A 25576-nucleotide genomic window follows, 5' to 3' on the forward strand; every position below is an offset into this window, starting at 1 on the left:
TTTTTGTTTGAAAAATCGCTTGGATTATTCGCTGCCCGTAAATAGGGCTACGGCACGTCCAAGCTGCAGCTGAATGGAAATCGGATTGTACGGCACCCATTCGTCCTTGCCGAGCATATGTACTTTCCTCTGCTTCACTGCGGGAAGGTCCAGCCAATACGGTGATTCGAAGGTTCTCTGTGCATGGAGCGTCGAGCCCTTCTCATCTGGAAACACGATGACTACGATTCGATCACCCGCATAATCCGCAAGCTCTGTCAGCTCAATTGGTACGGAATGAAATTGCTCTCCCAGCTTATCCATTTCCTCCATTATTCTTGCTGGTGGGCGCAGGCCGAGCGATTGATAGATGACATATCCTACATTCCGTGCGCCATAAACAAGCAGCCTCTCTGGCTTAATGACCAATATCGTGACTATCTCGCTCGCGACAGGGCTTTGCTGAACGAGAGCACGCGCTTCCCGCTCCTCCTGCTCAAACGTCTCCAGCCACTGCTCGGCCACACTTTCCCGCTGCACCGCTTGGGCAATAAGCCGCAAATGCTCCTTCCACCCGATATCCATCCACGAAATTTCTATAACAGGAGCTATCGCCCGCAGCTGTTCAGGTCTCAACCCGTACTGCTGCAAATGCTGCTTCGCTGCAATGATCAGCTCAACATTGGCATCCAGCAGCACCGACTTTACCTGTTCAGGCGAGCTCTCGGCATGGATGAACCGCATCGTTTGCGGAGGCTGGATATTTGCGGTGCTCACATATTCGCTGCTTTCCGTAATCGTAACAACAGGCTCCAGCCCAAGCAGCATTAAATGGCTGGCGTAGGGATGGAGCAGCACCGCCACATGCTGCAAGGAACCGCGGCTGTATCCTGAAGGAGCAGCGCCCGTCTGCTGCTTGAAGCGTCGGCTCAAATAAAACTCATCATGGTAGCCTACCTTAAGCGCAATTTCCCGCAGCGTGCCCGATCCGCTAATTAGCAGCTCCTTCGCACGATGAACGCGCAGCCGCGACAAATATTCATTAGGAGAAAAGCCGTTAAGCTGCTTAAACAAGGTCGAATAATGGGACGGACTGACGCCAGCCATTGCGGCCAGCTGCTCCCGCGTTATTTTTTCATTAAAATGGGTTTCCAAATAAGTGATGCTCCGCTCCATTGACGGTTTATCGCTCGCTATATATTTGGCGTCCTGCTGCTCCAGCAGATAGAGCAATATTTGGTGAAAAAGAATTTGATTTTGCATATGGCGTGCCTCATGTGCAGGCAGCCGATGGACATACAGCTCCTCCATTTGCGAGACAATGGCCGGCGCATGAGGAATAAATAGGCTATTTCCGCCTCCAGCCACCTCGCTTTTTCGTACGATGGCACCTGTAGGCAAAGAGCGCGGCTGCTCCATTGTGCCAATTACCAGCTTATATGCATGCAGCGGCTGCATCGCGCTAGTAACTAAAGCCGCATGGCTCTGTGAAGGGAGTAATATTATGCTGCCTTCCGTCAGCTCATATGTCTGATCATTCATTGTGAGCGTGCCTTTGCCGCTGGCAATCGCCAGAAGCGAGGCTGCGTTCTCGTGTATTTTATACACAGGCATATTTGAAGTGCTGTACAGCGAATGAATGCTGGCAGCCGTATATAGTGGAAAATGGGACTCCGCCCATTCCGACTCAACATGATTCATCCTTGCAGCCCCCCATGTGATCGATTTGTATATTTCCTATGCTAACCACTATTATCCCGATATTATAAAAATATAGCTATAGCATTGAAAATTTATTAATACGATGAAAAAGAGTTGCTGCATGGAGCCGCTTTTATGCCTTTGAACACAAATAGACGCTTGGGAGCCCAAGCGTTAAGAGGTTGCACATATTAATAGCGACTGTCATTTGCCAGCTGCAAAGTCGCTCACAAATCCAATAAAGCCCTTAAATCCTTCAGCTCGGCCAAGCCGTTAATCATCACTCTGCCATCCGGTGTAATGCGTACTTCTAGACGGTTTGGAATGTCTGTTAATTTTTCTTTGAGGTCAATGTAGCGATCGGTGAGAAAATAGTAGCGTTGATTGGCCGAGCCAACCCACGGCCTGCTCGTATCAAGACGTTCCCGCATGAAAGGCCCGTCAATGAGCAAGTCGGTAACGGCAAGCAGCTCCAGCCAATCCGCCCTGCCTGCACTCCGTAAATTTTCCAATAAATAGCCGGTAAACGTCATCACCGACAAGCCGGAAGCCCGCAAAATACGGGCAAGTCGCGCTAATTCGCCCGCCTGCTCGAACGGCTCTCCGCCCAGGAAAGTAATCCCCTCTACCTTGGGTCCATTTAAAATTTGTGCTGCCAGCTGTTCAACCTCCATCGTCATTCCGCCGTCTTCCGGCCATGTGAACGGTACAGCACAGCCAGGACAATGAATCGGGCAGCCTTGCACTTGAAGGCAGGCACGAATACCGGGTCCCTCAACGGCTGTCGAGAGAAGAAAACGATGAACGCGCAGCACCATTAGCGCTGCTCCAAGCGGCTAACGGCAGCCGGCTTCTTTTGCATCCAAGCATGTTCGGCCATTTCACTTGCTCCTCCCTTTAATAATCCACAATCCGTCCCGTACTTGTGCTTGTGCGTTGCTGCAAAGGGCGAAATATGGTCATTGGACGTATACGTTCAACATGATGCGGTTTTAAATCGAGCAGCTGGCCTAATTGCTCTACGTTTTCAAAGCCGCCATTCCGCTCTCGTTCCTGCATAATACGTTTCGCACCTACAACGCCAATGGCCGGGAGATCAAGCAGCTGCTCCATCGACGCTCTGTTGATATCGATACGTTCCGAGGCATCATTCCTATTTAATAATGAACCTGCATCCAGCGCCTGTTCTACTTCTTTGTCCATATCCAGAGCTGGAGCTTGAGGTATGGTTACGGACAGCGAAGCAAGCATAACGGGCACAAATAAGACCATTAACTCCTTATGCTTCAATAGGGGTACCCATTGCGCCATCCCTTGCTTCCATACGAACGTTTCTGATAGCTGCAGCTGCTTTTCTTCTATTGTATTTTTCAGTGCGAGAGCACTATATGGTCCGTATTGCTGCCCAGCGGCGGCTACCATCCATACCTCACCCGGATCAGAGAGTAGGGAGGAAGTGACTTCACTTCCTGTTAATAAAGAAGAATCGACTTCTCTTCCAATGTAGGATTGCAAACGCTGCAGCAGTTGAAATAAATCGTCAAGTTTGATTGCCCCTCCCAACACACTAAAAATATCTCCCCTGCCAAATTCCATTTCATACCTGCTTATTTTTTTAATATTGGCATGAAGAAACTCTTCCCAGTTCAAGCTTGATCTATGAGATTTGACGGTCCAATCATTTCTCCAGTACACGCCATTAAGACCAATCGCCATACCTCGTTTACAGCTTCCAAAAAGAGTCGTATCCATAAGTGCGATCACATACTCATTAGCCGGAATTGGGATATGAGTACGTGCATTCTTTAATTTTTTCTCAGGAATCATTTCCGCTACATAATAGCTTGCCCCTGAATACCCTGCACAAATATCGATCAGATGATTAATGTCTATATCTCTCAAGCTGGTCACCTCTCAACATTCAGTGTAATCACAATCGAGTTGTCCTCCAGCACCTGTTCACTTTCAACCGTCATCTTTTTTTCAGCCGCACGCTGCATGAGCTTCTGATAAACCATATCCTGCACGCAGCGCTTGTAATCCTCATCCACATCTGATAAATATTCATATATCTTTTGCAAGTCTGGGGCGTTTTTAATCTCTACGTGAAAGGGATGGTCATCGAACTGACGAAAGGTTAGTACGGATTGCTCCACCTTGCAAATAATAGCGTCGTCTTGACGAAGCGGATTTACTCCAAACTCTTTAAGGGTACGGAACAATAGCTCGCCGTCACGGAAATTTGTTGGATATGAGGGCTGCTGTGTTGCTGGAGCTAATTGCTTGACGGACCTCGCGGAATAACCAACAACAGTGGAATCAAACACGTTACGTCCAGCGGCATCATTGATGCTGTGCATAAATGACTCAATCAGTTTCCTAGAATCCGATTTTGCAAACACAGCAGTCCATTTACCATACATATTCTCCCAAAACAAAAGACTCTTGTTCCCCTTGATATAGGTTTTAATGAAGCCTCCTGACTTTTCCGTATCATACCCCGCTTTCCGTACAATTTTCATTAGCTCTAATTCACTTTGAAAGTTGGTAGGCTCCTTCACCTTCATCGACTCAGTCCAGTTTTCAAAGTTTTCCTTCCCCATTGCAACCCGCAGCGTTAAGGTAGTAGGGATAAGTGAGAGAGAGACTGACATCTATATGCCCCCTTATTTCTTTTTAATTTGCTCTGTCGAATGGTTTTGCTTTTGCTCAATGACTGCCTGATCCGACTCATAATATTCGGCTGTATATTCGGAATCTACCGTTTCTGCATCGAGCAGCTGTTCAAGAATGCTAATGTAGTCGGTGCATCCCTTTCCCTTGATTCCCAATACGTCTGCCTCGATTTTACCGTCGGGGTAAATGCGAACGCGAATTTGTTTGGATGACATTCGGCCAGCCTCCTTATCTTATCGTTCTTAGAAATCTATCGCTCTTCCGCCTCGCTTCAGCTTTACATCCTCTTCCTTCGGTGCAGGCGCTTCCGGCTTGTCCAGCTCCAGCCTGTATTCCTCCCGATCCTCTTGCGGTGTTGCAGCAACAGCGCGGACGTTCGCCCATTCGCGTATGCCTTGAATTTGTTCTGCTTGCGTAATCGATAACGGCACCATCGTTTGAATCGATTTCCTGAAATCTTCAAACTGAATGCTTCGATCCTCTGAAAAAGCCTCAAACATCGCGCTAATGACGATCTGCTCCACTTCCGCACCTACATACCCCTCGGTCATGCTGGCTAAAAGGTCAAGATGCTCATCCGTTAGCTGAAATTTGCCCACCGATTTAGGAGATTTAAGTCTCTTCACGATATGCAGCCTGAAAATATCTTTCCGCTCTTTATAAGTCGGAATATCCACGAAAAAAATTTCGTCAAAACGGCCCTTACGCAGCATTTCTGCGGGCAGTGCGTGAATGTTGTTAGCGGTGGCAATGACGAACACCGGCTTTGTTTTCTCCTGCATCCAGGTTAGAAAGGTACCAAATACTCGATTCGATGTCCCGCTGTCGCCGCTTCCAGTCATGCCGCTAAAACCCTTTTCAATTTCATCAATCCATAGAATAGACGGAGAAATCGCCTCGACCGTTTTGATCGCTTTGCGCATGTTTTCCTCACTGCTGCCAACAATTCCACTAAATATTTGACCTACATCCAGTCGCAGCAGCGGCAGCTTCCACATGGCGCTGATTGCTTTTGCAATCAAGCTTTTTCCACAGCCAGGCACGCCTGTGATGAGCACACCCTTCGGTGCAGGCAGTCCATATTCTGCGGCCGAATCCAGCCAGGATTTATTGCGCTTCAGCAGCCAGCGCTTTAAATTTTCCAGCCCGCCAACGTCCTCGATTTTCAAATCAGATTTGATAAATTCCAAAATCTCGGACTTTTTAATAATTTGGCGTTTCTCTTCCAAAATAATTTCCACATCATGCTTATCGAGCTTGCCATCCTCAACCATGGCCAGAGCAAAAGCATTTTCCGCCTCATGCAGTGTTAAACCGAGCGCCGCCTTTGCCAGCCGTTCTACGTCCTCCGGCGTTAAATCGATGACGATGCGTCCGCTAGCCTGATTAGCCTCGACCATTTCAATTAGCATGCTTTTCATTTCCACAAAGGTCGGCAATTCAAAATCGACAATCGTTATTTCCTTTTGCAGATCCGAAGGCAGGGTGAGTGTTGGGCTAAGGATAATGACATTTTTCGGATTTATACTTCTCTTCAATGCCGGAATGAGATCGCGAATTTTACGGATGATCTGATGATCTGCCGGCTTACCCCCGCCTCCAAGAAAGACATGAAAATCTTTAAGTACAAATACAGCTGCTTCCTCAGAGGCTTCGATCATTTCCAAACACCGGAGTGGGGATTTGGATTCCTCCCTGCCACGTTGTCCCTCCTCAGCTAGGCCATCGGTCATGCTCCATATAAATACTTTACGAACCGTTTTAATTAAAGCTTCATTTTTCACTGCGGAATCTATGACGGAAAGCGCCCGTTCCTCTTCCCATGTCGGTATGTATATAAACGGAAATCGTGCCCGCATCAAATTCGACAAATGCCTTTTAAACTCCAATAATGATGTTTCTCCCATATGTTTATTGGCCCCTCTATGAAACTAGGATACTTGTTTAACAAAACCTTCTACACAAGCGTAAACGGCCGAAAGCCGTTCTCTGGCGGTAAAGCTAACGTTTAGCGGTTAAATATAAGCGGAGTAATGAGTGGAAAACTTATACATGCTTATATTTTAAAAAGTTCGACATAATTCGGCTTGTTTCCTGCCCTATTTGGTGTTTCAGTTCGTTATTTCGCTTTCCAGGCAGCTATGAAAAGTCAAAAAACAACAAAAAACACCTGTAAGTTACAGGTGCCTTTGCCTAGTCGTTATTCTGAAACGTTTTAGAATCGTCCTAGCCAATAAATCCTACTGCTTGCAAAAAACGATTCAGCATCACTGCCGCCTGCGCTCTAGTTGCAAAGTCTTTAGGCGCGAATGTTTGGCCTGCCATTCCGGTAATAATTCCAGCTTTAGCTGTCTCGGCAACTGCGGCCTCGGCCCATGGAGATATCTGATCCTGATCGGTAAATGCAGCCTCAGTCCCGCTATCTACTGGCTCAGTTCTGTCTTTGGAGACAATTGTCAATGCTCTGGCAAGCATAACCGCCATCTGTTCCCGGCTGATCTGCTCATTAGGTCCAAAGCGTTCTGAGGTTAGTCCCTGAACAAGCCCCGCTCTCACTGCTGCTTCTACCGCAGAAGCGTACCATACAGTCGAGGCTATATCTGTAAAACCTTGATACGCGGAGTCATGCTCTAAAGATATCCCCATTGAACGCACTAGTAAGGAAGCAAATTCAGCCCGCGTAATGCTGTCATTTGGTGCAAAACGCTCATCGGAAATACCGTTTACAATGAACCTCGCAGCAAGCTGCTCAACCTCTGCTTTCGCCCAGTGCTCTTGCATATCGGCAAAAGAAGGATTATCCTTCCTGATTACAGCATAAATGCTATGATGAGGAGTTCTCATGACGGCCTGCTTGCTGCCATCGTTTCTTGCGCCCAATTGGGTTGGAATATATGAAACCTGTTTAGTCGCAGGATCATAATGAACGGCAAAAACCAAATCTCCCGCAACTGCCTGATCAATCACAATGGCTTGAACCATATACGTCCCACCAAAATCGCCAATATCAATAGTTTGCCCGTTCGCCTCAGCCGTTACTTTGAAATCAACGACGCTGCCTAGCAGACTGAACCCTTTGTCATTTCCTACCCGTACAAGCTCATTGCGCACAGTATCGCTGACTTGCTCCATCGTCGAATTAATTTTCAAATCGGATACGGAAACGCCAAGCCGCTTCGCCAGCTTCTCCAAATCAAGTACGCTAGCCGTAAGCTGCATGCTGGAGCCTTTTAATTCGACCTCGATGACAGCATTCGGGAAAGACTTCCCAATAGCCGCAAGCGATGAAGCCGGAAGCTGCACCTGAACGGCGCTTTCCTTATTGTCGATTCTAAATATAATAATCGGTCTTGCTGTGTCCTTTAACTGGCCAGCAGCCTGATTCAAAATACTTTCCGGGACCATTAGCTTTTGAACATTCGTTCCATCCGGTTTCTTCTCGGTTACCAGTAAAGTAGGATCAACGATGACCACAACTCTGCCTGACGAATCCGTTATAATTTGATAGTTAGGCTGTACATTAGAAGAAGTCGAAGCTGGATTTGGTGACGAAATCGGTGTTGCCGTAGGAGTAGGACTTGGTGTTGCACTCGGTGTCGGTGTCGGTGTCGGTGTCGGCGTCGGGCTTGGCGTAGAATCACCTACCGTTATCGTCAGCGTCTGAGCTGCTCCTCCACTAAACGTAAACGTCAGGCTCGTTGTACCAACAGGCTGCGTCATCATGTATGATTTCAAAATCGTTACTGTGCTGCCTGTTACGGTATAATCCGTTCCTTGAGCGAGCGCCGCTGCGCCGTTAGCAACGCTGCTAAGCGTGTTGCCGTTCAGTGTCAGCCCCGTTGATACATCAGCATTCGCCGCCGCTCCCGTATATTTATCGAAGCTGGCAACCACTGGACTGATGAGGCTGTCATTTGGTAGTGGAACAATGTTCACTACTTCTATTTTTTTCACCGTTTCATTGCCCGCTAAATCCTTGGCATACACCGTATAGCTGCCATTGATGGCTACATCAAAGCTTCCGGAAGCCAATATGTCGGTTCCAGCACCCGCAAATGCGGAAGCATTATGATCGCCCGGCAGCCATTTCAAGCTGTACAGCGAATTTCCAATGCCGTAGGTAGAAGTGGTCACGTTCAGCGTTACCGGATCATTCGTCTGTGCGGTCGTTGATGGAATTATAGAAATAACCGGCGCATCTGGCATCGTCACCTGAAAGGCCAAATTATTCGTTGTTCTCGCTAGATAATAGTCATCACCTGCATAATGTACAGTGAAATTATGAGTTCTCGGCTGCAGTGACGAAACCGTTAAGGTTGCCGTTCCGTTCGCAGCAAGTGAAGAGGAGCCGAGCGGCAAGCCCCCGTCTCTGAACTCAACGTTCCCTGTCGGAATGTCGAGATCACCGGTAAGGGAAGCGGTCAAAGTAATGGGCTGGAGATAGGTTGACGATGCTACCGACGTTTGCAGCGTTACCGTAGGCTGCAAAAATATTTTTTCAGGCGTTGCTTGCGACCCGGTGCCATTTCCCCCATCACCAAGCATATTTTGGTTTCCCCACGACCATAAGCGGCCGTCCTGATCAAGACCATATGATACATCAAAGCCAGCAGTTAGAGAGACAAATTGAATAGACGTTCCGTTATCCGACACAGCTACCTTTTGCGGAGCAGAATTGATTGTCGTGCCGTCTCCAAGCTGCCCTGCTGCATTCATTCCCCATGTCCACATATCACCGTTTTCATCGAGTGCCAAAACATGCTTGTTGCCTCCTGAAACTTGTGCGAACTTGACCGGGGTCCCGTTGTCTAGCACCGGATTTTTCTCTGGGAACCATCTATCGCCGGAGATTTGTCCATCACCAAGCTGCCCTTGATCGTTTCCTCCCCAGGTCCATACGCTGCCGATGCTGTCGATAGCAAGCATCAGAAACGTACCCGTACCAAAGCCTGCTCCAGCTGCGATGGATTGAAATTCGGCTTCCACCGCGCCATCCATCACCGATAATCTCGCGGGCATGTACTGGACATGGAAAATCTCCCAAATATGCTGCGTCGAATCGATTGCGATTCCGTTCTCCTCATTTCCCTCCAGCGTTTCAAATACGACAGGGTCTCCGTTGCCGTCCGTCAATTCCTTTTTAGTAGGGACATAAGGATCAGGCGTCGACGTTCTAAAGCCCCATATCCAAAGCGTTCCATCGCTGTCCAAAGCAAGCGAAGTAAAGCGCAAGGAGGCGATTTTCTTAAAGGTGACAGCCGTACCGCCGTCCATCACTTCAACCTTTGTCCAGACCATCGTACTCGCAGTCCCAGCGCCAAGTCCCAATTGACCATTTCCATTATCTCCTGTTGACCACAACTGGCCGCCCGTGTCCAAGGCAAGGGCAGAGTTAAAGCCTGGCTTCACTTCCTTGAACGTCACAGGTGCCCCATTATCCATGACCGTAATCTTTTTGGGAGTACGCGTGGAAACGTTTGTCCCGTCTCCAAATTGACCAGAAATGTTGCTGCCCCACGCCCAGATTTGGCCGTTTGCATCCAGTGCCATCGTCGTGCTCAGTTGTGAAGCAACGGATGTGAACATCGTGCCGGCTGCATATGCCTTTGGAGGCAGCAGCATCGGATATACAAATAAAATGAAAACCATCATTGCAGCAAGCCATCTTTTCACAAAAATCCCCCTCGATTATATCGCTATAGCTTATCACTCAAAATAATGATAGATTCTGATGCTCTTTATGTACCATTATACCAAGCTATATTATATTATTATCGACAATTCTACCATAAAGTAAGAGGGGTAATTATATTTTTTCATTTTATTCCTTGCAATGTAAATACCGCGCTGTCGACTATATTCTCCTAGTCTTCAACACGTTCTAATTTCGCTTCGTTCCTCTCGTGCCAAACTCCTGAATATCGACTTCCACCTCAATAGAAACAGCGACATGACTGAAGCGCTCCTCCCAGTCATGTCGCTGTCCTTGCGTCATATCCTGCTACTAAAAAGAGCATTCATATGTTGTGCTATAATGAATAATCATATGAGAAGGAGGGATTTCAAGTGGAGACTGTGGAAATAATCGCTGTCAGCGCCTTAATCCTGTCACTCTTGCTTCTACTAAAAATAGTCAGCCTGCAAAGGCAGCTTAATGAAATCAAATTAGAGCTTCAAAGGTCGAACAGCCGGGAGGGGATGGCAGATTTACCGCGGCCAAACCTGACAAGGCCCCCATTATCTCCATCTATTCCCCCTGTTAGTCCCGCTGCAAATATAGATGAACGCTTGCTTATGCTGATTTCCGCAGGAAAAAGAATTCAGGCAATCAAGGAATACCGGGAAGTACACAATGTCGGCCTCAAGGAAGCCAAAGATTATGTCGATGATTTGGAGCGGAGGCAATATTGATCCGCTTCATTTCCAGCTTCGTCCCCTCTTTTCCAATTTTGAATCTTTAGTGACTATCCTATTTTACTGCCCTCCTAAAGTGGTAGAATAGAGTATTCCGTTCAATATATAAATGAGGAGTATGACAAGTGCGGTCACATCCAATCTATTTTTTACGTATGACAGGTTTGTTAGATGGTTTTTCTTTATTAGTATTGCTAGGCATCGCCATGCCCTTGAAATATATTTGGGGGTTCGATAAAGCCGTCACGATAGTAGGAAGCGTTCACGGGGGGATTTTCTGTTTATATGCAGCTGCTATCCTTTATGCCGCCATTCGGGTGAAGTGGAGCCTGCTATGGTCTGCCGCAGCCGTCATCGCCGCTTTTGTGCCATTCGGCAACTTTGTGCTCGACTGGAAACTGAAGAAGGTCCAGGCTAATTACAGCTTACGGACGTTTAACTACGCCGCGCTCGTATACAGCATTGTGTTTTTTTCCTTCTTCGATTTATTTTCCCAGCTTCCAGTCATGAGCACATTTGCGGCCTCCGTCGGAGCCAGCTCGTTTATTGTAGGCTTCGTCATTGGGCTGTATTCGTTATCCAATACGCTCGGCAACATTTTATCGGGCATTATGACGGATCGGATTGGGCCCTTCAAGCTATTAATGGCCGGGCTCGTGTTATCCAGCTGTGCGCTGCTGCTCTATCATTTTGTAGAAGAACCCTTATTCCTGATCATCGTTCGAATTATTCACGGCTTTGTCGCCGGCTTAATTGTTCCTGCAGCCTTCACCTTTTCTGCCAATACGACGATCAATGATCAGCAGGGGAAAAAAGTCGCCTTTACCGGTACCTTTGTTGGGCTAGCGGCTATTATCGGCCCGGCTTTCAGCGGCATCATGGCTAGCAAAACGTCCGTGCCCTTCGTTTTTACATGCGTAGCTGTACTTGGCTTTGCTCTTGCAATTTTGTCGGCCATTTTTCTTAGCAAATACAAAATTCCGAAGAAAGAGAAGGGCGAGGCTCCGGTTCCGTTATCAGGCTCGGTTTGGAATGCTGGAGTGATCAAAGCGTATGGCGGCGCCTTTTTCCTCATGTTCTCCCAAGGCGTCATCGCTTACTTGCTGCCTTTGCATGTGCAGTCCTTAGGCTATGATTCAAGATTAAGCGGCACATTAATGAGCACATTCGGCATCATTGCGGTACTTATCTTTGTGCTTCCGACCAACCGTATTTTTGACCGCGTTGCCCCGTCCATCACGATGGCGCTAGGCATTGGTTTAATGGGAATAAGCCAGCTGCTCATTAGCCAATCAACGACGACACTAACGCTTTATAGCGTGCTCGGCCTATACGGAGTAGGCTTCGCCTTCCTGTTTCCATCGATAAACACAATGCTTATTAGAGCCACGCCAGCAGAACTGCGCGGAAAAGCGTACGGCTACTTCTACGCCTGCTTCTCCTTAGGAGTCGTGGTCGGATCTTCCTTGCTGGGCTGGCTGCCCTTTGGCACCCTTCAAGGATTTATGTTCACAGGAGCCGTCCTGCTGCTTTTTGCCGCTTTTGTTGCGTTGAGTGGCAAAAAAGATCGTGCGTTGAGCTACTAGCGGCGGAACAGAGTCTGCACCAAGCGTAAACGGCTGTAGCCGTCCTTTGGCGGCAAAGCTTCCGTTTCGAGGGTGAAACTTATCATCGGCTTATATTCAAAAAAATCGTATGCTCACAAAAGGGATGTGTTCCTCCCACTGTGAGCATACGATTTTTTATATTCGTTCCTTATATTCTAATCGCACTCTTTATTCAGAAGCGCTTTATTCCGCTCATTAAACTTTGCGTTATGCGAAGAAACATAGGCCATAGAAGGCGCCTTCGGCTCCAAATAAAGCTTTGCTCCATTGACTGCAATCGCCGCATCATTAAAAGCTCCAGCAATTAAATACAGCTTATTTGGAAAGCTCGCAGTATCTCCCGCTGCAAAAATGCCGGGCAAATTCGTCCCCATTTTCTCGTCGACCGCAATGCTCCATTGCCCCATATCCAGGCCCCAGTCTACAATGGGTCCAAAATCGCTGAGCTGGCCATGATTGACGATGACAGCATCGACTTCTAAGCGCTGCGTATCCTCCGTCAGCTCGCCATTTGCATCTGCACGTGCGATAGTGACCGCTTCAATCGCATCCCCATGGCCATGCAGCTGCGCAATAGCAAATGGCTTGAATACATGAATGGAGGACTCCTCTACGTATCTCGCATTTTTCTCATGTCCGCCGAGACGCTCGCGCCGGTGTACCACTGTAACGCTGGCAGCAATAGACTCAAGCTCCATCGCCCAATCCACCGCTGTATCGCCGCCACCGGAGAGCAGCACGCGTTTGCCTTGAAAGCTTTGCAAATCCGTCACCGTATAGTGCAAATTCGTCACCTCGAAGCGACTCACGCCTTCCAGTTCCAGCTTTGCCACTTTCGCTACTCCATACCCAAGCGCCAAAATAAGCGTACGCGTATGATGCTGTTCCCCCGTGTCCGAAGTAACGATCATCGTCCCGTCTTCCAGCCGCTCGAGATTCGTAATTTGCTGGCCGAGCACAATGGTTGGATCAAAGGTTTGTGCTTGCTCGATAAGCTGAGCAATCAATTGCTCGCAACGGGTAGGCTTCAGCCCGCCGACATCCCAAATCATTTTTTCCGGGTAAATCAGCAGCCTTCCGCCAAGCTCCCCCTTCGCCTCAATCAGCTTCGTCTTCATATCCCGCATTCCACTATAAAATGAGGCATACAAGCCTGCCGGCCCGCCGCCGATAATCGTGACATCATATAACTCCAGTTCCTTTGTCATTTTTTATCGCCTTCCCCAGTCAATATGCGAACAGCATCCTCTACTGCGACGTTTATTGAGATAGGGTCATAAGCAAACCATTTGTCAGCTTGAATTTTGTATACTTTGTTATTTTTCACAGCCGGAAGATTAGCCCAGATGGCTGATTTCTGCAATTCATTATACTGGCTGTCGGCCTCTTCATCGGACACTAGTACAAAAATACGATCTGCTGCATATTCAGGGATTTTCTCCAGTGATACATCCTCCGTGCTCGTGAAGTTTGGATTTTGTTCCATCGCTTGTTTGATCAGCGGCGTTGGCGTCAATTCCAAGCTGTGATACAGAGCATAACCAATATCGCGTCCGCCATATACTCGAATGGATTTGCCAAAAAAGCGGACAATGGCTACTGTTTCCTCTTTAGAAATATCATCCTTTATCGCCTCTCTTGCCTTAGCCGCCTTGGCGTCCATTTCCTGAATATAGGCCTCTGCCTCGGCATCCTTGTCCAAAAATGAGGCAATCACGCGCAGCTTCGTTGCCACATCATCGGTACTCCATGGGATGACGATAGTAGGAGCAATTTTGGAATAATCCGCATATGCAATATTGTCAAAATCCGTTGCGATAATTAAATCTGGCTCCAACGCGGCAATGGCTTCCAAATTCGGCGGAAAATCGCCTATGCCCGTAATTCCTTCCGAATACGGAGCCAGATTAGGACTTGCTTCTCCAAGCTGGCGTTCCACTGCACCAACGGGCTTAATGCCGAGTGCTGCCAATTCGCCAAGATAATAGGTTGCTACAACCCGCTGCGGGTTAACGGGTATTTCCACCTCGCCATTTACGGTGGCCACCTTGCGGGTTTGCGCTTCTTCTACTGGAGCCGCCGTCTCCGCCGTTTGTGCAGGATTGCTCTGATTAGCCACCCCGCTCTGTCCACATGCCGATACTGCCATCATAATCACCAGCAGGCTGGCGATGAAAATCATTTTTGTGCGCATCTCTCATATTCCCCTCTATGTTTGTGATATCGATAATCATTCTTAATTATAAGGAGGAATAAGGAGAATCGCTATATCCGATTATTAAAAGCTGTTGGTCATATTGTTAACGAGTATGCTGCTCATTGAAACAATGGCATCACTTTCGTGAGTTGATCGGCGATATGAACGGGATCATAGTGCAGCCACTCGCGGTAATCCAAATAAATAACCGGTCTCTCATTTTTCAGTTCAAACTGCCGCCAATGCTCATTCATTCGCAGCAAATCATTTTGCTCGCCCACATCGGGCACCAAAATAATAAAATTGATATCGCCAGCAAAATCGGCCATTTGCCGCATCGAGATTTCCATGCTGTGAAAGTTAGGATTTTGGGCCAAACGCTGCTGAATGACCGGATGCGGCAGCAGGCGGAGAAATTCATAAAAAATGCATCCGGCATCCCTTATACCATATAAGTAGCAGCGGTTATTTTCGATCTTGAACAGGCTGACCGTCATACCTGGAGCAACCCTGCCGAGCAGCTTTTCGCGAAGCAGCTCGGCCTGCTGATCCAATGACTCGATATAACGAATTGCTGCGGCTTCCTTTGCAACCAGGCGTGCAATCCATTTCAAATGCTCCCGCCAGCTCAACGTTAGCCAAGGAATATGAACAACTGGCGCCAGCGAGCGAAATCTCTCCTGCACGCTCTCCATGCTGCTGGTCACAATGAGCTGGGGCTTGCTTATTTCCAGCCATTTTTTCTGGCTTTCGATCGAGGCAAGTATAGGCAGCTCCGTCACCTTAACGCGAACGTCGGGCGGGATAACTTCATGGCTGCTGCTGCTGAAACGGGCGATGCAGGGCATAACCCCGAGGGCAATGAAATGGTAGGTATAGGGATACTCAAGGGAAGCTATACGCTCTGGAACAAAAGCTTGCTTGTACATTGTCGGGCTCATCCCTTGCACCTTGCGAAATCGCTTGCTCATATACCAGGCATCACGGAAGCCGGAACGATGCGCCAATTCATCAAGCTTGCTTTTTTGCCCGTGCTCTCGCAGCAGCAGCTCAGACACGCGATGCACGCGAAGCCGCTCCAAATAATCAGAAGGGCTGAGTCCCGACACTTTTTTGCATAATACAGAGAAATAGGTGCTGGAAATTCCGGCTTTTTCAGCTAATTGCTCTCTCGTCAGCGCTTCGGTGTAATGCGACTCCATAAAACGCAAAGCAGCCAAAACCGACTGCTCGGTTGTCCAGCGCCGATCAAGGCCCACTTGATGATCTCTTTCCCACCAAAGCATCATCTGCTGAATGAGCGTGTGTGCCGTTAAGCTGCGCTGTGGCACTTCAGGATGCGTGATTGCAGTCGAAAACAGCTGCTCTGCCAGTGCAATAAGCTCGCTTGCATTGGAAGCATGCTTGCGCATTTGCAAATAAACGGCGCCGGCCTCCACTAAGCTGCCATCCTGCACCGACATCCTAATAGAAAGGGGCATAAACTCTATAAAAAAGACACGGCAGTCTCCATTTTTAGTTTCGGCTTGCAAAATGCAATCCCCCGGATTGCCTAAAATAGCCGTGCCTGGGGCCAGCTCCATTCGGCCATGCTCCATGCTCACAGCTCCAGCCCCTGCCATGCCAATCAGCATCCAATGAAAATGGGTTTGGAATAAGTGCTCGGGCTGGCTCGGACCGCAAGCCAGCTGTTGAATGGATTTAAACGCATATAGCACATTTTGCTCGGATTCCATAGCCATAGCCCTCCCCTTCCTTTTTAACCAATGTACAAGGAATAGGGAAGTAAAACAACTGCCTTGCCGCGCTTAGCTCGCTTAGTCCATTTTCTCCGCCTACTGCATAGCGATGACCACATTGCCTTTTTTATGTCCTTGATCCACATAGCGATGCGCCTCGGCGATTTGCTCCAGCGGGTAGCTCCGGTCGACTACGCCTTTGAGCTCACCGTCTTCGATTAATTCCTTCAGAAACAGCAAATCCTCCACACGCACCCTCGCAACTCCCTGACCTTCTACCGATACGAATTTGCCATTCGGCGCCAGCGCTTTTCTGGCATGCGTCTTAGAGGTTTTGCCCACCGCATCGAGGATGATATCGTAACGCTCGCCTGTTTTTGTAAAATCCTGCAACGCATAATCAATGACGTAATCTGCGCCGAGTGCCCGCACCCATTCCACATTAGCGGTGCTGCATACTGCTGTCACTTCGGCTCCAAAATGCTTGGCAAGCTGGACTGCGGACGTACCTACCGCTCCGGAAGCACCATAAATCAGCACCTTTTGACCGCTTTGCAAATGCCCCTTGCGAAAAAAATGCAGCGCCGTCGATCCGCCAAATAGGACAGCAGCAGCTTCCTCATAAGAAATGTTGGCTGGCTTATGCGTGACTAGGTCCATTTCCGAGAGACAGACATATTCCGCATGGGCGCCAAAACGCATACCTGTGAATGCATACACGGTATCGCCGATATTGAATTTTGTCACGTTCTTGCCAACCGCTTCAACCTCTCCGGCAAGCTCCACGCCTAAAATCGGCTGTCTTGGTCGCGTTATTCCAAGGAAGAGCCGCATGGGGAGCCGATATAAAAACGGACTTTTAAAGCCGCGAACTCGGCAATCCCCTGATGTAACAGAGGTCGCATACACCTTGATTAAAATTTCATCGTCCTGCGGAGCCGGTTTATTCACTTCTTTGACTTGTAAAACCTCCGGTGCTCCATACTTTGTGCAAAATACAGCTTTCATCGTTTTCGTAGCGTTTAATGGTTCCATATAGACATCCTCCCGCGCATTCTTTTGCCATAAGTATAGGTGCAGCGGAGCCTGACAGGTAGCTACTTAAGTATGGTTGTGAAAATAACGCTGGGTGACTTGAACGCCTTATCGCCAAAAGACAAAAAGCCCTCGAATGAGATCGAGGGCTTTCGAGGGGTTGCTCACGTACTGCGGTGCGGCTGAGCCAGCGTTACGTTTGACCGGGAAAACGGCCGCCAGCGGCGATGTCTTTTGGCGAAATGCGTTCAATTTCCGCAAGCTCAGCGGCCGACAAGGAAACATGAAGGGCACCTTGGTTCTCCTTCACGCGATCGAGCCGCTTCGTGCCCGGTATCGGCACAATATGCTCCCCTTGCGCTAGAAGCCATGCAAGCGCGAGTTGGGACGGAGCGCAGCCTTTTTCCGCAGCCAGCTTCTCAATCAGCGCAACCACCTCCACATTTTTGGCGAAGTTGTCGCCCTGAAAGCGTGGATAGTGGTGGCGATAATCGCCTTCAGGCAAGTCGGCCAGGCTTTTTATTTGTCCGGTCAGAAAGCCGCGGCCGAGAGGACTATAAGGAACAAATCCAATGCCGAGCTCCTTAACGAGCGGCAGTATTTCGCCTTCTACCTCTCTGCTCCAAAGCGAATATTCCGTTTCCACTGCCGTAATGGGATGTACAGCATGGGCACGGGCAATGAGCTCAGGCGGCGCTTCCGACAAGCCAATATAACGGATTTTGCCCTCCTTGACCAGCTCAGACATCGTACCCACCGTCTCTTCAATTGGGGTATTTGGATCTACGCGATGCTGATAATAGAGATCGATATAATCAATGCCGAGCTGATACAGACTCGCATCCACGGATTTTTTTATATAAGCCGGATCTCCCTTGGGACCATGCGTATGGGTAATCCCAAACTTGGTTGCAATGATAGCCTCATCACGCCGCCCTTTGAGCGCCCGGCCAACCAGCTTCTCATTGCCGCCGAAGCGCTGCTGCTCGAACTGCCCGTAAATATCCGCTGTGTCAAAAAGAGTTACCCCAAGCTCCAGTGCTCCCAAAATCGTATTTACCGATTCCTCATTATCCGGCATCATCATCGTACCAAGGCCCAGGGCGGATACCTCAAGCCCTTCGCTTCCCAGTTTTCTTGTTTGCATAATCGGTCGATAACCTCTTTTCTTCGTCATAATGAACAGCATGAGTGACTTGACATGCTCTCATTGTAATTAACCTGAGTAGAGGCAACCACAGTAGGATTATGCTAGTAAGATTAATACTAGGTTGACGTAAGGGAAGCTGGCACAATCGGCGCATAAATACACATGAATAGTCCAGGCTGATCAGCAATGCTGGCAATCGAAAGGATATCATAGGTTATCGGAGATTTTGCGCCCGGCGTCTGGATCGTAACACGTTTTGCTTTTTTGAGCTGAATATGGTGTTCCTCCCACATCTCCTCAAACAGCTTACTCTCCTCCAGCAACTCCGCTATTAGCTGTTTAAACCACGGGTCGCCTTGATGTTTGTCATAATAGGTTCGAAACACAGCCACTGAGAAGCGTGCGAACTCCTCCCAGTTGACCAAGCGGCGTCGAAAGCCTTCATCCAAAAACATCAAGCGGAGCATAATACGCTCCGAGTCTGGCCATGATGCAAAATCCGCAATCGTAACGCTTGCCGCCTCATTCCAAGCAAGCACCTGCGTTTTCTCATTGCTAATAAAGGACGGATACGACAGCTGTCCAATAATATCCTGCCACTGCGGATTAAGCGTCGTAGTCAGCGAGGAAACGGCTTCCGGCACATGGGGATTCCACAGCTCCATCAAATAGGTTTCCTCGTCCGAGGTAAGCTGAAGTGCTCTTCCTATACTTTCGATGATTTCCTTGGACGCTGTAACGTCCCGTCCTTGCTCCAGCCACGTATAATAAGTGGTGCTGACACCAGCGAGCATCGCCACTTCCTCCCGCCGAAGTCCCTGCGTTCTGCGCCGATTATGTGTTTCGCTAAAGCCCGCCTGCTCGGGCAAAATCCGGTCGCGCCGCGACTTCAAATAATGACCGAGTGTTTTGGCTTTGCTCGTTGCATTAGACATCGTTTACCTCTTTTCTAGTAAAATGGTTACAGCTATTCTACCTCAAATAGTCCTAACTCGCGGGCGCGGGCTACTGCTTCAGTTCGCCGCTTGACCTGCAGCTTGTCGAATATGTTTCGGTTATGGCCTTTGACTGAGCTTAGGGCCAGATGTAACTGCTCGCTAATTTGACGGTTCGAGAGCCCTTGCTCAATCAACTGCAGCACCTCAAGCTCTCTTCCGGTTAATGGCTCAATCAGCGGCTCAGTGGCTTGATGAAGCCGAGGCTTCGCTTGCTCCCCGGCTTCACATGCAGCCAGCACCTGTGCTCGATAGCTCGCCCCTGCTTCTCGGGCAACGATTTCCCGCAGCAGCTTGCGTATCGGCAGTCCTTCATCTACAAAAATGCGAATGATGCCGCCAGGCTCAGCAAGCACCAGCGCTTCGCTTAACATGACCGTGGCTTTGTCCTTATCGCCGGATTCATACCATGCGACGGCTTGTGCCACACATGCCTGAAGCCGTCCATAAGGCAACCCTTTTGCTTCCGCGCGCTCCCGCCATTGCTCCAAAATCGCAAGCGCAGCGGCTGGATTTCCTTGCGCTAATTCACATTTCGCCCCGCTGATCGCAAGCTCATTTTTTGCCGCTAGCCGCGCGGCCGCTTCAGTGCTGCCTTGGCGAAGCAGCAATAGCACCTGTGCTTCTGCAATGGCCGGCATTTGCAAAACATGCTGCTGCTGGCGTGCGACATGCTCCGCCTTCGCCAGCAGCACGGCCGCGCCGCTTATGTCTCCTCTCGCCAGCATTAAGCGTGCAAGAAACACCTTCACCTCAATGGCACGGTCTGTCTGTTCCAACTGCTGCGAAAGGGGGAGTGCTATTTGAGCATACTGCTCAGCGGCATTCAGTTCATTTCGTTGGTAATAAATGCGGGCCAAGCCCAAATAGGCAACACCTGCTGCGGGCAGCGGCGGCTCCCCTGCAAGCTTTAGTGCGTAATGATAAGTTTCGGCCGCTGTAACAAGCAGGTTATCCGCTTCTTGTATGCTAGCAAGACCTATAGCCGCCATAAACGAAATGATGACATGCCCGATTCGCTCGCTGCTTGCCAAAGCTTCGGCATAAGCTATGCCCGCAGCGTCATTGTCTCCCTGAAGCTGATGCGCATATCCGAGCGTCCAAATGGTAGCTGTGCGAACAGGATGGTTATCTGGGTGCAAATACTCCAGCGCACGCCGCGACTGAGCTAAAATCATGTCTGGCTGATGCTTGCTCAACGCTAGCGTAGCGCGGATCGATGCTGTATGGCCGATTAAATCCCGAGTATTCATATCTTGGCAAGCATCCGCTTGTAGAAGTTGTTCAGCAGCTAGCAGCTTCTGCTCAACACCGCTTATTTGTCCTGCCATCAGCAGCGCCGAAGCATGGAGCACGAATAGCGAAGGACGTGCCTTAAGCTCCTTTTCCGGCAGCGAATTCAGCCATTTCAGCGCAGGTGCTACCATCCCTCGAAAAATAAGGGAGACACCTTCTCCCTCCAGCAGTCTGGCGGCACCTTCAATATCCTGCGCGGCTGCTGCATGGTGAAAGGCTTCCAGCACAAAGCCATGCTGCTCATACCACTGGCTCGCACGTCGATGCCATTCATTTAGGCCCTCGCCTGCCGCATCCAAGGAAGAGCTCACTCGCTGCTTTTGGGCAAGCCGCTGCCGCAGCAAATCACCAAACAGATGATGGTAGCGATACCACCGACGCTCATTGTCGAGCGGAACAATAAACAAATTCGCCCGTTCCAAATATTCTAAAGTCGCTTGCCCGTTTTCTAAGTGAAGCACGGCATCACAAAGCGGACCGCAAAAACGGTCGAGCATGGAGGTTCTCAGCAAAAAAGCCTGAATGTCAGCAGGCTGCTTCTGCAGCACTTCTTCTACCAAATAATCCAGCACAAATATATGGCTGCCTGTAAATGAGCGGATAAAGCTGGCTGTATCGCCGTTGCCCTGCATCGACAGCCCCGCGAGCTGCATCCCTGCAATCCAGCCTTCTGTTCGTTCCTCGAGCATCGCAACATGCTCAGTCGTCAGGCTCAGACTCATAACCTGTTCAAAAAACTCAGCTGCCTCCGATAGCGTAAACCGCAAATCTGCAGCTCGCACCTCGGTTAATTGATCCCGGACACGAAGCTGGGTCAAGGGCAGCTGCTGAAGCTCACGAGCAACGATGACAAGATGCATCTGTGGCGGCAAATGTTCAATAAGTAGAGTAACAGCCTGATGAATCGATTTATTTTCTATCACGTGAAAATCATCAAGTACAACAAGGAAGGGGTGAGTTATCGAGGCAATTTCACTCAGCAGCGCCTTAATCAGCGTTGCAATTGGCGGAGGCTTGGGAGCTTGGAGCAGCTTTAGCATGCCGACGCCAACATTTGGCGCAGCCGTCATTAAAGCAGCATGCAAATAAATCATAAAAGCGGCCGGATCGTCGTCGCCTTCATCCAGCGACAGCCAGCATGCAGGCCTTCCGCAGCTTCTAATCCATTCGCTTGCCAGCGTTGTTTTGCCAAAGCCGGCAGCGGCTGAGATGACCGTCAGCTTGCGGTGCAGGCCTTGATTCAACCGTTTAATGAGGCGGGGGCGCAGCACGGCATTAGAGCGCAGCGCAGGAATATATAATTTTGTAGCTATTATTGGGGTTATCATAGCTCAATTATAATAATCACATTCCTGCGTCGTCAATCCATTAGATGATGGATGTTTGCTGTGTCTATCCCGTAAGCTGCTCCTGCTGGAACGCAACGATCCTGTTATATTTTTTTCGAATCAAAAGCAAGGGAAAGTCATATTTCACCTATTTATTCAGGTCTGCTACGATTGCAGCATGATGTAAAGGAGGCATGAAAAATGAACTATCGAAAATTAGGCGCAAGCGGCCTAGTCGTAAGTGAAATGGCTTTAGGAAACTGGATCACTCATGGAGCGCAAGTAGATAATGAGACGGCTAGCGCCTGTGTTCATGCCGCATGGGATGCGGGAATTACAACGTTTGACACAGCGGATGTTTATTCGGAGACGAGGGCGGAAACGGTACTCGGGCAAGCTCTGAAAGGCATTCGCCGAGAAAGCATCGAGCTATGCACCAAGGTGTACCATCCGACAGGAACGGGCCCTAACGACAGAGGACTGTCCCGTAAACATATGATGGAGGCTTGTAACGCTTCTCTAAACCGTTTGCAGACGGATTACATCGATGTCTATTACGCCCATCGCTTTGATCCGGAAGTATCGCTTGAAGAGACGTTTCTTGCTTTTTCGGACTTGGTGCGCCAAGGCAAAGTGTTATATGTAGGCGTCAGCGAGTGGACAGCCGAGCAAATTAGCAAAGGTGCTGCACTCGCTAGGGAGCTGCGCGTACCATTGGTGGCCAGCCAGCCCCAATATTCCATGTTATGGCGCGTTATCGAAGCGGAAGTCGTTCAAGCCTGCGAACGGGAAGGCATTGGACAGGTCGTCTGGTCTCCTCTTGCCCAAGGCATTCTTACGGGGAAATATTCACCGGGTGAGCCATTGCCGCAAGGTTCGCGTGCAGCGACATCGGCGGGTGCTCCCTTTTTCGATAAATTAGCAGGTCAATGGCTGAGCACTGAAGTATTACAGGCGGTTTCCAAGCTCGCCACTACTGCACAAGAAGCCGGACTGACATTGCCGCAGCTTGCCATCGCTTGGGTGCTGCAAAATCCACAAGTATCCGCCGCGATTATTGGAGCATCGAATCCGGGACAGATCAAAGAAAACGTCAAGGCCGCCGGCATTCGTCTAGCCCCTGATTTACTCAAACAAATCAACGCGATACTAGAGGGGCTAATTGAGCGCGATCCGTCAAAAACGGGTTGACTTCCTTTAATCATATTTTGCCATTAGCTCAGATAAATTCTTTTGGTGGAGTGAGCATCCTCAAAGCGAGTTCCTTGCTACCGTTTTCTAACCTTTTGTTCCACTTATATCGATTCATGCTGTATCGGGGCCACTTCTTCCATCGTTCGATGAAAGGCCGATAAGGCAGCCTTGTTCACGTCGGTTCTCCAAGCGGTATAGAGGGGAATCGGCGGCACACTTTCCTTGAAGGAGCGGTATACGACACCACTGCGCTGAAAGACAGAAACAGAAGACGGAACGATGGAAATGCCCAAATTCGCAGCCACTAAATTGACGATCGTGTACATCTGAGTAGCTTCCTGTACAACATTCGGATAAACGCCATGTTTTGCACAAAATTCATGAATCAAATCATAAAAAGCAGCGCCGAGCTGTCGCGGAAACAAAATAAATGGCTCTAATTCCAAGGCACGGATAGTAATTTCCGGAAGCTTCGCTAATGGATGCTCTTCAGGCAATACGGCAACAAGCGACTCGCTTGCTAGCGTACGATAGCTAATATGCTGAGCCGGTTCGATAAAACGCAGAAACCCGATATGAATCGTTCCGTCACGCAGTGCCAGCCATTGCTCAGCGGACGTCATTTCGCGCAAAGTAAGCTTGATTCTCGGGTATTGGCTCCTGAACACTTTCAATATATGCACCAAGCTATCTCCCGCCGCTGAATCCACAAAACCAATGACTAGCTGTCCGATAATGCCTTGGCTGGTCAGCTGGGTCGTTTTAATAGACTGCTCTAATTGGGCTAAAATCATTTTGGCTTCCTCTAAAAAGACGGCTCCCGCTGGCGTAAGTCGGACCTGTCTCTTATTGCGTTCCAGCAGCTTTACGCCGATTTCCTCTTCCAGCTCCTTCATTTGCTGGCTTAACGGCGGCTGCGTCATATTCAACTTTTGTGCGGCACGACTGAAATGAAGCTCCTCCGCTACTGCAATAAAGTATTGCAGTTTACGAATATCCATCTGCTTTCCCTCCTCTGCTCTAACCCGTCTATTAATCTATAAGTATAGGGACATTCCCGGCACAATGCGAATCCAGAAATACTGTATTCATACAGTTTGCAGCATTCCATATTGTTCTGGCCGCGATTTAGGTTTATCCTTCAAATAACGGATTAAGGCTCGTGAACATAATCCCCCACTTCCAAGCTGCGCCAGCGCTTGAGAAATCTTTTGGAGGCATGGACGATGAATGAACTTAACGCTTTATTTCGCAAAAGAGTAGGTCTCGCTGAAAGCGAAGCTATCCCTTTCGATCGCTTAACCGATGTACTCGAGAGAACGGCAAAAACCGTGCCTTTTGAAAATTTTAATATCATTAGCAAGACCGCTGCTGTTGTTTCTAAAGAATATATCGTTCAAAAAATATTGAGGGATCAAGAAGGCGGGCTTTGCTATGAAATAAACGCGCTTCTTTACCTTTTTTTAATCGAAAATGGCTTTAACGCTGTTCTAACGCGCGGGGTTGTCTACAATCATGATACACAAGCCTATTTCACGCTAGGAAGAACGCATTTAACGATTCTGCTCACTCACGAAGGGCAAACCTATCTGCTGGATTCGGGCTTTGGAGGAAATTTGCCCTTAAAGCCTGTTCCTTTATCAGGCGAAACGGTAACGTCGAGCAATGGACAATTTCGCATTAAAAAAGAAGACAGCGAGCACGGAGACTACATTTTTGAGATGAAGCTCATGCATAAGGATACCGATTGGAAAATCGGCTACGCCTTCGATTCTCAAAAGCAGCTGACCGACCTAACGGAATGCAATGCCATTCGCAAAATCGTATTCGAGCATCCGGAATCCCGATTTAATAAGCATCCGTTAATTACACAAATAACAGATGATGGGAGCGTAACTTTAACAAATACATCCTTTACGGTATGGAAGGATGGCGTCTTAACAAAAGAGCAAATCGATATGGAGAGTTACGAAAGGCTGCTGAAGCAGTATTTTGGAATGTAGAATATGAGCTACGCGAGCTTGAGCGTGATGGAATCGTGCTGCGCCAGGTGTATCCATTGAGAAGAAATGATTTATTGTTCATTTGAAATATACAAGCTATAATAACAGCATAAAGGTCGTGAAGAACACGCCGCTTCCACATATTGAACATCCTGATCGAGTAATTAGGGTGTCAATGTGCGGAAGCGGCTTTTGTTTTTAATGCGGCGTTATGGGTTACAAGTGGAGAAATCTAATCAATTGCAGAAGGAGGAGAAGCACA

At 48.8% G+C, this 25576-nt stretch carries 19 protein-coding genes; 4 read left to right on the forward strand and 15 right to left on the reverse strand.

Annotation, left to right across the window (positions count from 1 at the left end):
- Positions 1-24: 24 nt before the first annotated feature.
- The 7 genes from ACSR9A_RS27305 to ACSR9A_RS27335 all read right to left on the reverse strand — a co-directional run bounded on the left by ACSR9A_RS27305 (position 25) and on the right by ACSR9A_RS27335 (position 10029).
- Entirely contained in the window at positions 25-1680 is a 1656-nt protein-coding gene (locus tag ACSR9A_RS27305; RefSeq protein ID WP_473761205.1) for a helix-turn-helix domain-containing protein, read from the reverse strand.
- A 227-nt stretch (positions 1681-1907) separates the two neighbouring features.
- Positions 1908-2498 (reverse strand): 4Fe-4S single cluster domain-containing protein, encoded by a 591-nt coding sequence (locus tag ACSR9A_RS27310; RefSeq protein ID WP_473761207.1) that lies wholly within the window; start codon positions 2496-2498, stop codon positions 1908-1910.
- Between the two features lie 79 nt (positions 2499-2577).
- Positions 2578-3582: a helix-hairpin-helix domain-containing protein gene (locus tag ACSR9A_RS27315; protein WP_473761208.1), complete on the reverse strand. Its 1005-nt coding sequence runs from the start codon at positions 3580-3582 to the stop codon at positions 2578-2580.
- Between the two features lie 5 nt (positions 3583-3587).
- Positions 3588-4334: a hypothetical protein gene (locus ACSR9A_RS27320; protein WP_473761209.1), complete on the reverse strand. Its 747-nt coding sequence runs from the start codon at positions 4332-4334 to the stop codon at positions 3588-3590.
- A gap of 12 nt (positions 4335-4346) precedes the next feature.
- Positions 4347-4571, reverse strand: a complete 225-nt coding sequence (locus ACSR9A_RS27325; RefSeq protein ID WP_473761210.1) for a DUF2997 domain-containing protein — start codon at positions 4569-4571, stop codon at positions 4347-4349.
- Between the two features lie 27 nt (positions 4572-4598).
- A complete protein-coding gene (locus ACSR9A_RS27330) occupies positions 4599-6263 on the reverse strand; it encodes an AAA family ATPase (RefSeq protein WP_473761212.1) in 1665 nt (554 codons plus the stop codon).
- A gap of 319 nt (positions 6264-6582) precedes the next feature.
- Complete coding sequence (locus ACSR9A_RS27335; protein ID WP_473761213.1) at positions 6583-10029, reverse strand: S-layer homology domain-containing protein; 3447 nt, start codon at positions 10027-10029, stop codon at positions 6583-6585.
- A gap of 393 nt (positions 10030-10422) precedes the next feature.
- On the opposite strand from ACSR9A_RS27335, the gene ACSR9A_RS27340 reads away from it, so the two are divergent.
- Complete coding sequence (locus tag ACSR9A_RS27340) at positions 10423-10767, forward strand: ribosomal protein L7/L12 (RefSeq protein WP_473761215.1); 345 nt, start codon at positions 10423-10425, stop codon at positions 10765-10767.
- 128 nt (positions 10768-10895) lie between these two features.
- A complete protein-coding gene (locus tag ACSR9A_RS27345; protein WP_473761216.1) occupies positions 10896-12356 on the forward strand; it encodes an MFS transporter in 1461 nt (486 codons plus the stop codon).
- A 176-nt stretch (positions 12357-12532) separates the two neighbouring features.
- Here the strand turns inward: ACSR9A_RS27345 and ACSR9A_RS27350 are convergent, their stop codons facing one another.
- The 7 genes from ACSR9A_RS27350 to ACSR9A_RS27380 all read right to left on the reverse strand — a co-directional run bounded on the left by ACSR9A_RS27350 (position 12533) and on the right by ACSR9A_RS27380 (position 22117).
- A complete protein-coding gene (locus tag ACSR9A_RS27350) occupies positions 12533-13585 on the reverse strand; it encodes an NAD(P)/FAD-dependent oxidoreductase (RefSeq protein ID WP_473761217.1) in 1053 nt (350 codons plus the stop codon).
- On the reverse strand, positions 13582-14571 hold the full coding sequence (locus ACSR9A_RS27355; protein ID WP_473761219.1) for an ABC transporter substrate-binding protein: 990 nt from the start codon (positions 14569-14571) through the stop codon (positions 13582-13584). The genes ACSR9A_RS27350 and ACSR9A_RS27355 overlap by 4 nt, the downstream gene beginning before the upstream one ends.
- A 122-nt stretch (positions 14572-14693) precedes the next feature.
- Complete coding sequence (locus tag ACSR9A_RS27360; RefSeq protein ID WP_473761221.1) at positions 14694-16310, reverse strand: helix-turn-helix domain-containing protein; 1617 nt, start codon at positions 16308-16310, stop codon at positions 14694-14696.
- A 99-nt stretch (positions 16311-16409) separates the two neighbouring features.
- On the reverse strand, positions 16410-17321 hold the full coding sequence (locus ACSR9A_RS27365; RefSeq protein ID WP_473761272.1) for an NAD(P)-dependent alcohol dehydrogenase: 912 nt from the start codon (positions 17319-17321) through the stop codon (positions 16410-16412).
- 220 nt (positions 17322-17541) lie between these two features.
- Positions 17542-18495, reverse strand: a complete 954-nt coding sequence (locus ACSR9A_RS27370) for an aldo/keto reductase (RefSeq protein WP_473761222.1) — start codon at positions 18493-18495, stop codon at positions 17542-17544.
- A gap of 119 nt (positions 18496-18614) precedes the next feature.
- Positions 18615-19433: a helix-turn-helix transcriptional regulator gene (locus ACSR9A_RS27375; protein ID WP_473761224.1), complete on the reverse strand. Its 819-nt coding sequence runs from the start codon at positions 19431-19433 to the stop codon at positions 18615-18617.
- A gap of 32 nt (positions 19434-19465) precedes the next feature.
- A complete protein-coding gene (locus ACSR9A_RS27380) occupies positions 19466-22117 on the reverse strand; it encodes a winged helix-turn-helix domain-containing protein (protein ID WP_473761226.1) in 2652 nt (883 codons plus the stop codon).
- A gap of 201 nt (positions 22118-22318) precedes the next feature.
- Between ACSR9A_RS27380 and ACSR9A_RS27385 the strand changes: the two genes are divergently transcribed.
- Positions 22319-23308 carry an aldo/keto reductase family protein gene (locus ACSR9A_RS27385; RefSeq protein ID WP_473761228.1) on the forward strand — a complete coding sequence of 330 codons (990 nt, stop codon included), beginning with the start codon at positions 22319-22321 and terminating at the stop codon, positions 23306-23308.
- Between the two features lie 104 nt (positions 23309-23412).
- On the opposite strand, the gene ACSR9A_RS27390 is transcribed toward ACSR9A_RS27385, so the two are convergent.
- A complete protein-coding gene (locus ACSR9A_RS27390) occupies positions 23413-24312 on the reverse strand; it encodes a LysR substrate-binding domain-containing protein (RefSeq protein WP_473761230.1) in 900 nt (299 codons plus the stop codon).
- 225 nt (positions 24313-24537) lie between these two features.
- On the opposite strand from ACSR9A_RS27390, the gene ACSR9A_RS27395 reads away from it, so the two are divergent.
- Entirely contained in the window at positions 24538-25314 is a 777-nt protein-coding gene (locus ACSR9A_RS27395) for an arylamine N-acetyltransferase family protein (RefSeq protein WP_473761232.1), read from the forward strand.
- The last annotated feature ends 262 nt before the right edge of the window (positions 25315-25576 follow it).

The sequence above is a fragment of the Paenibacillus sp. R-74696 genome, assembly GCF_055814915.1.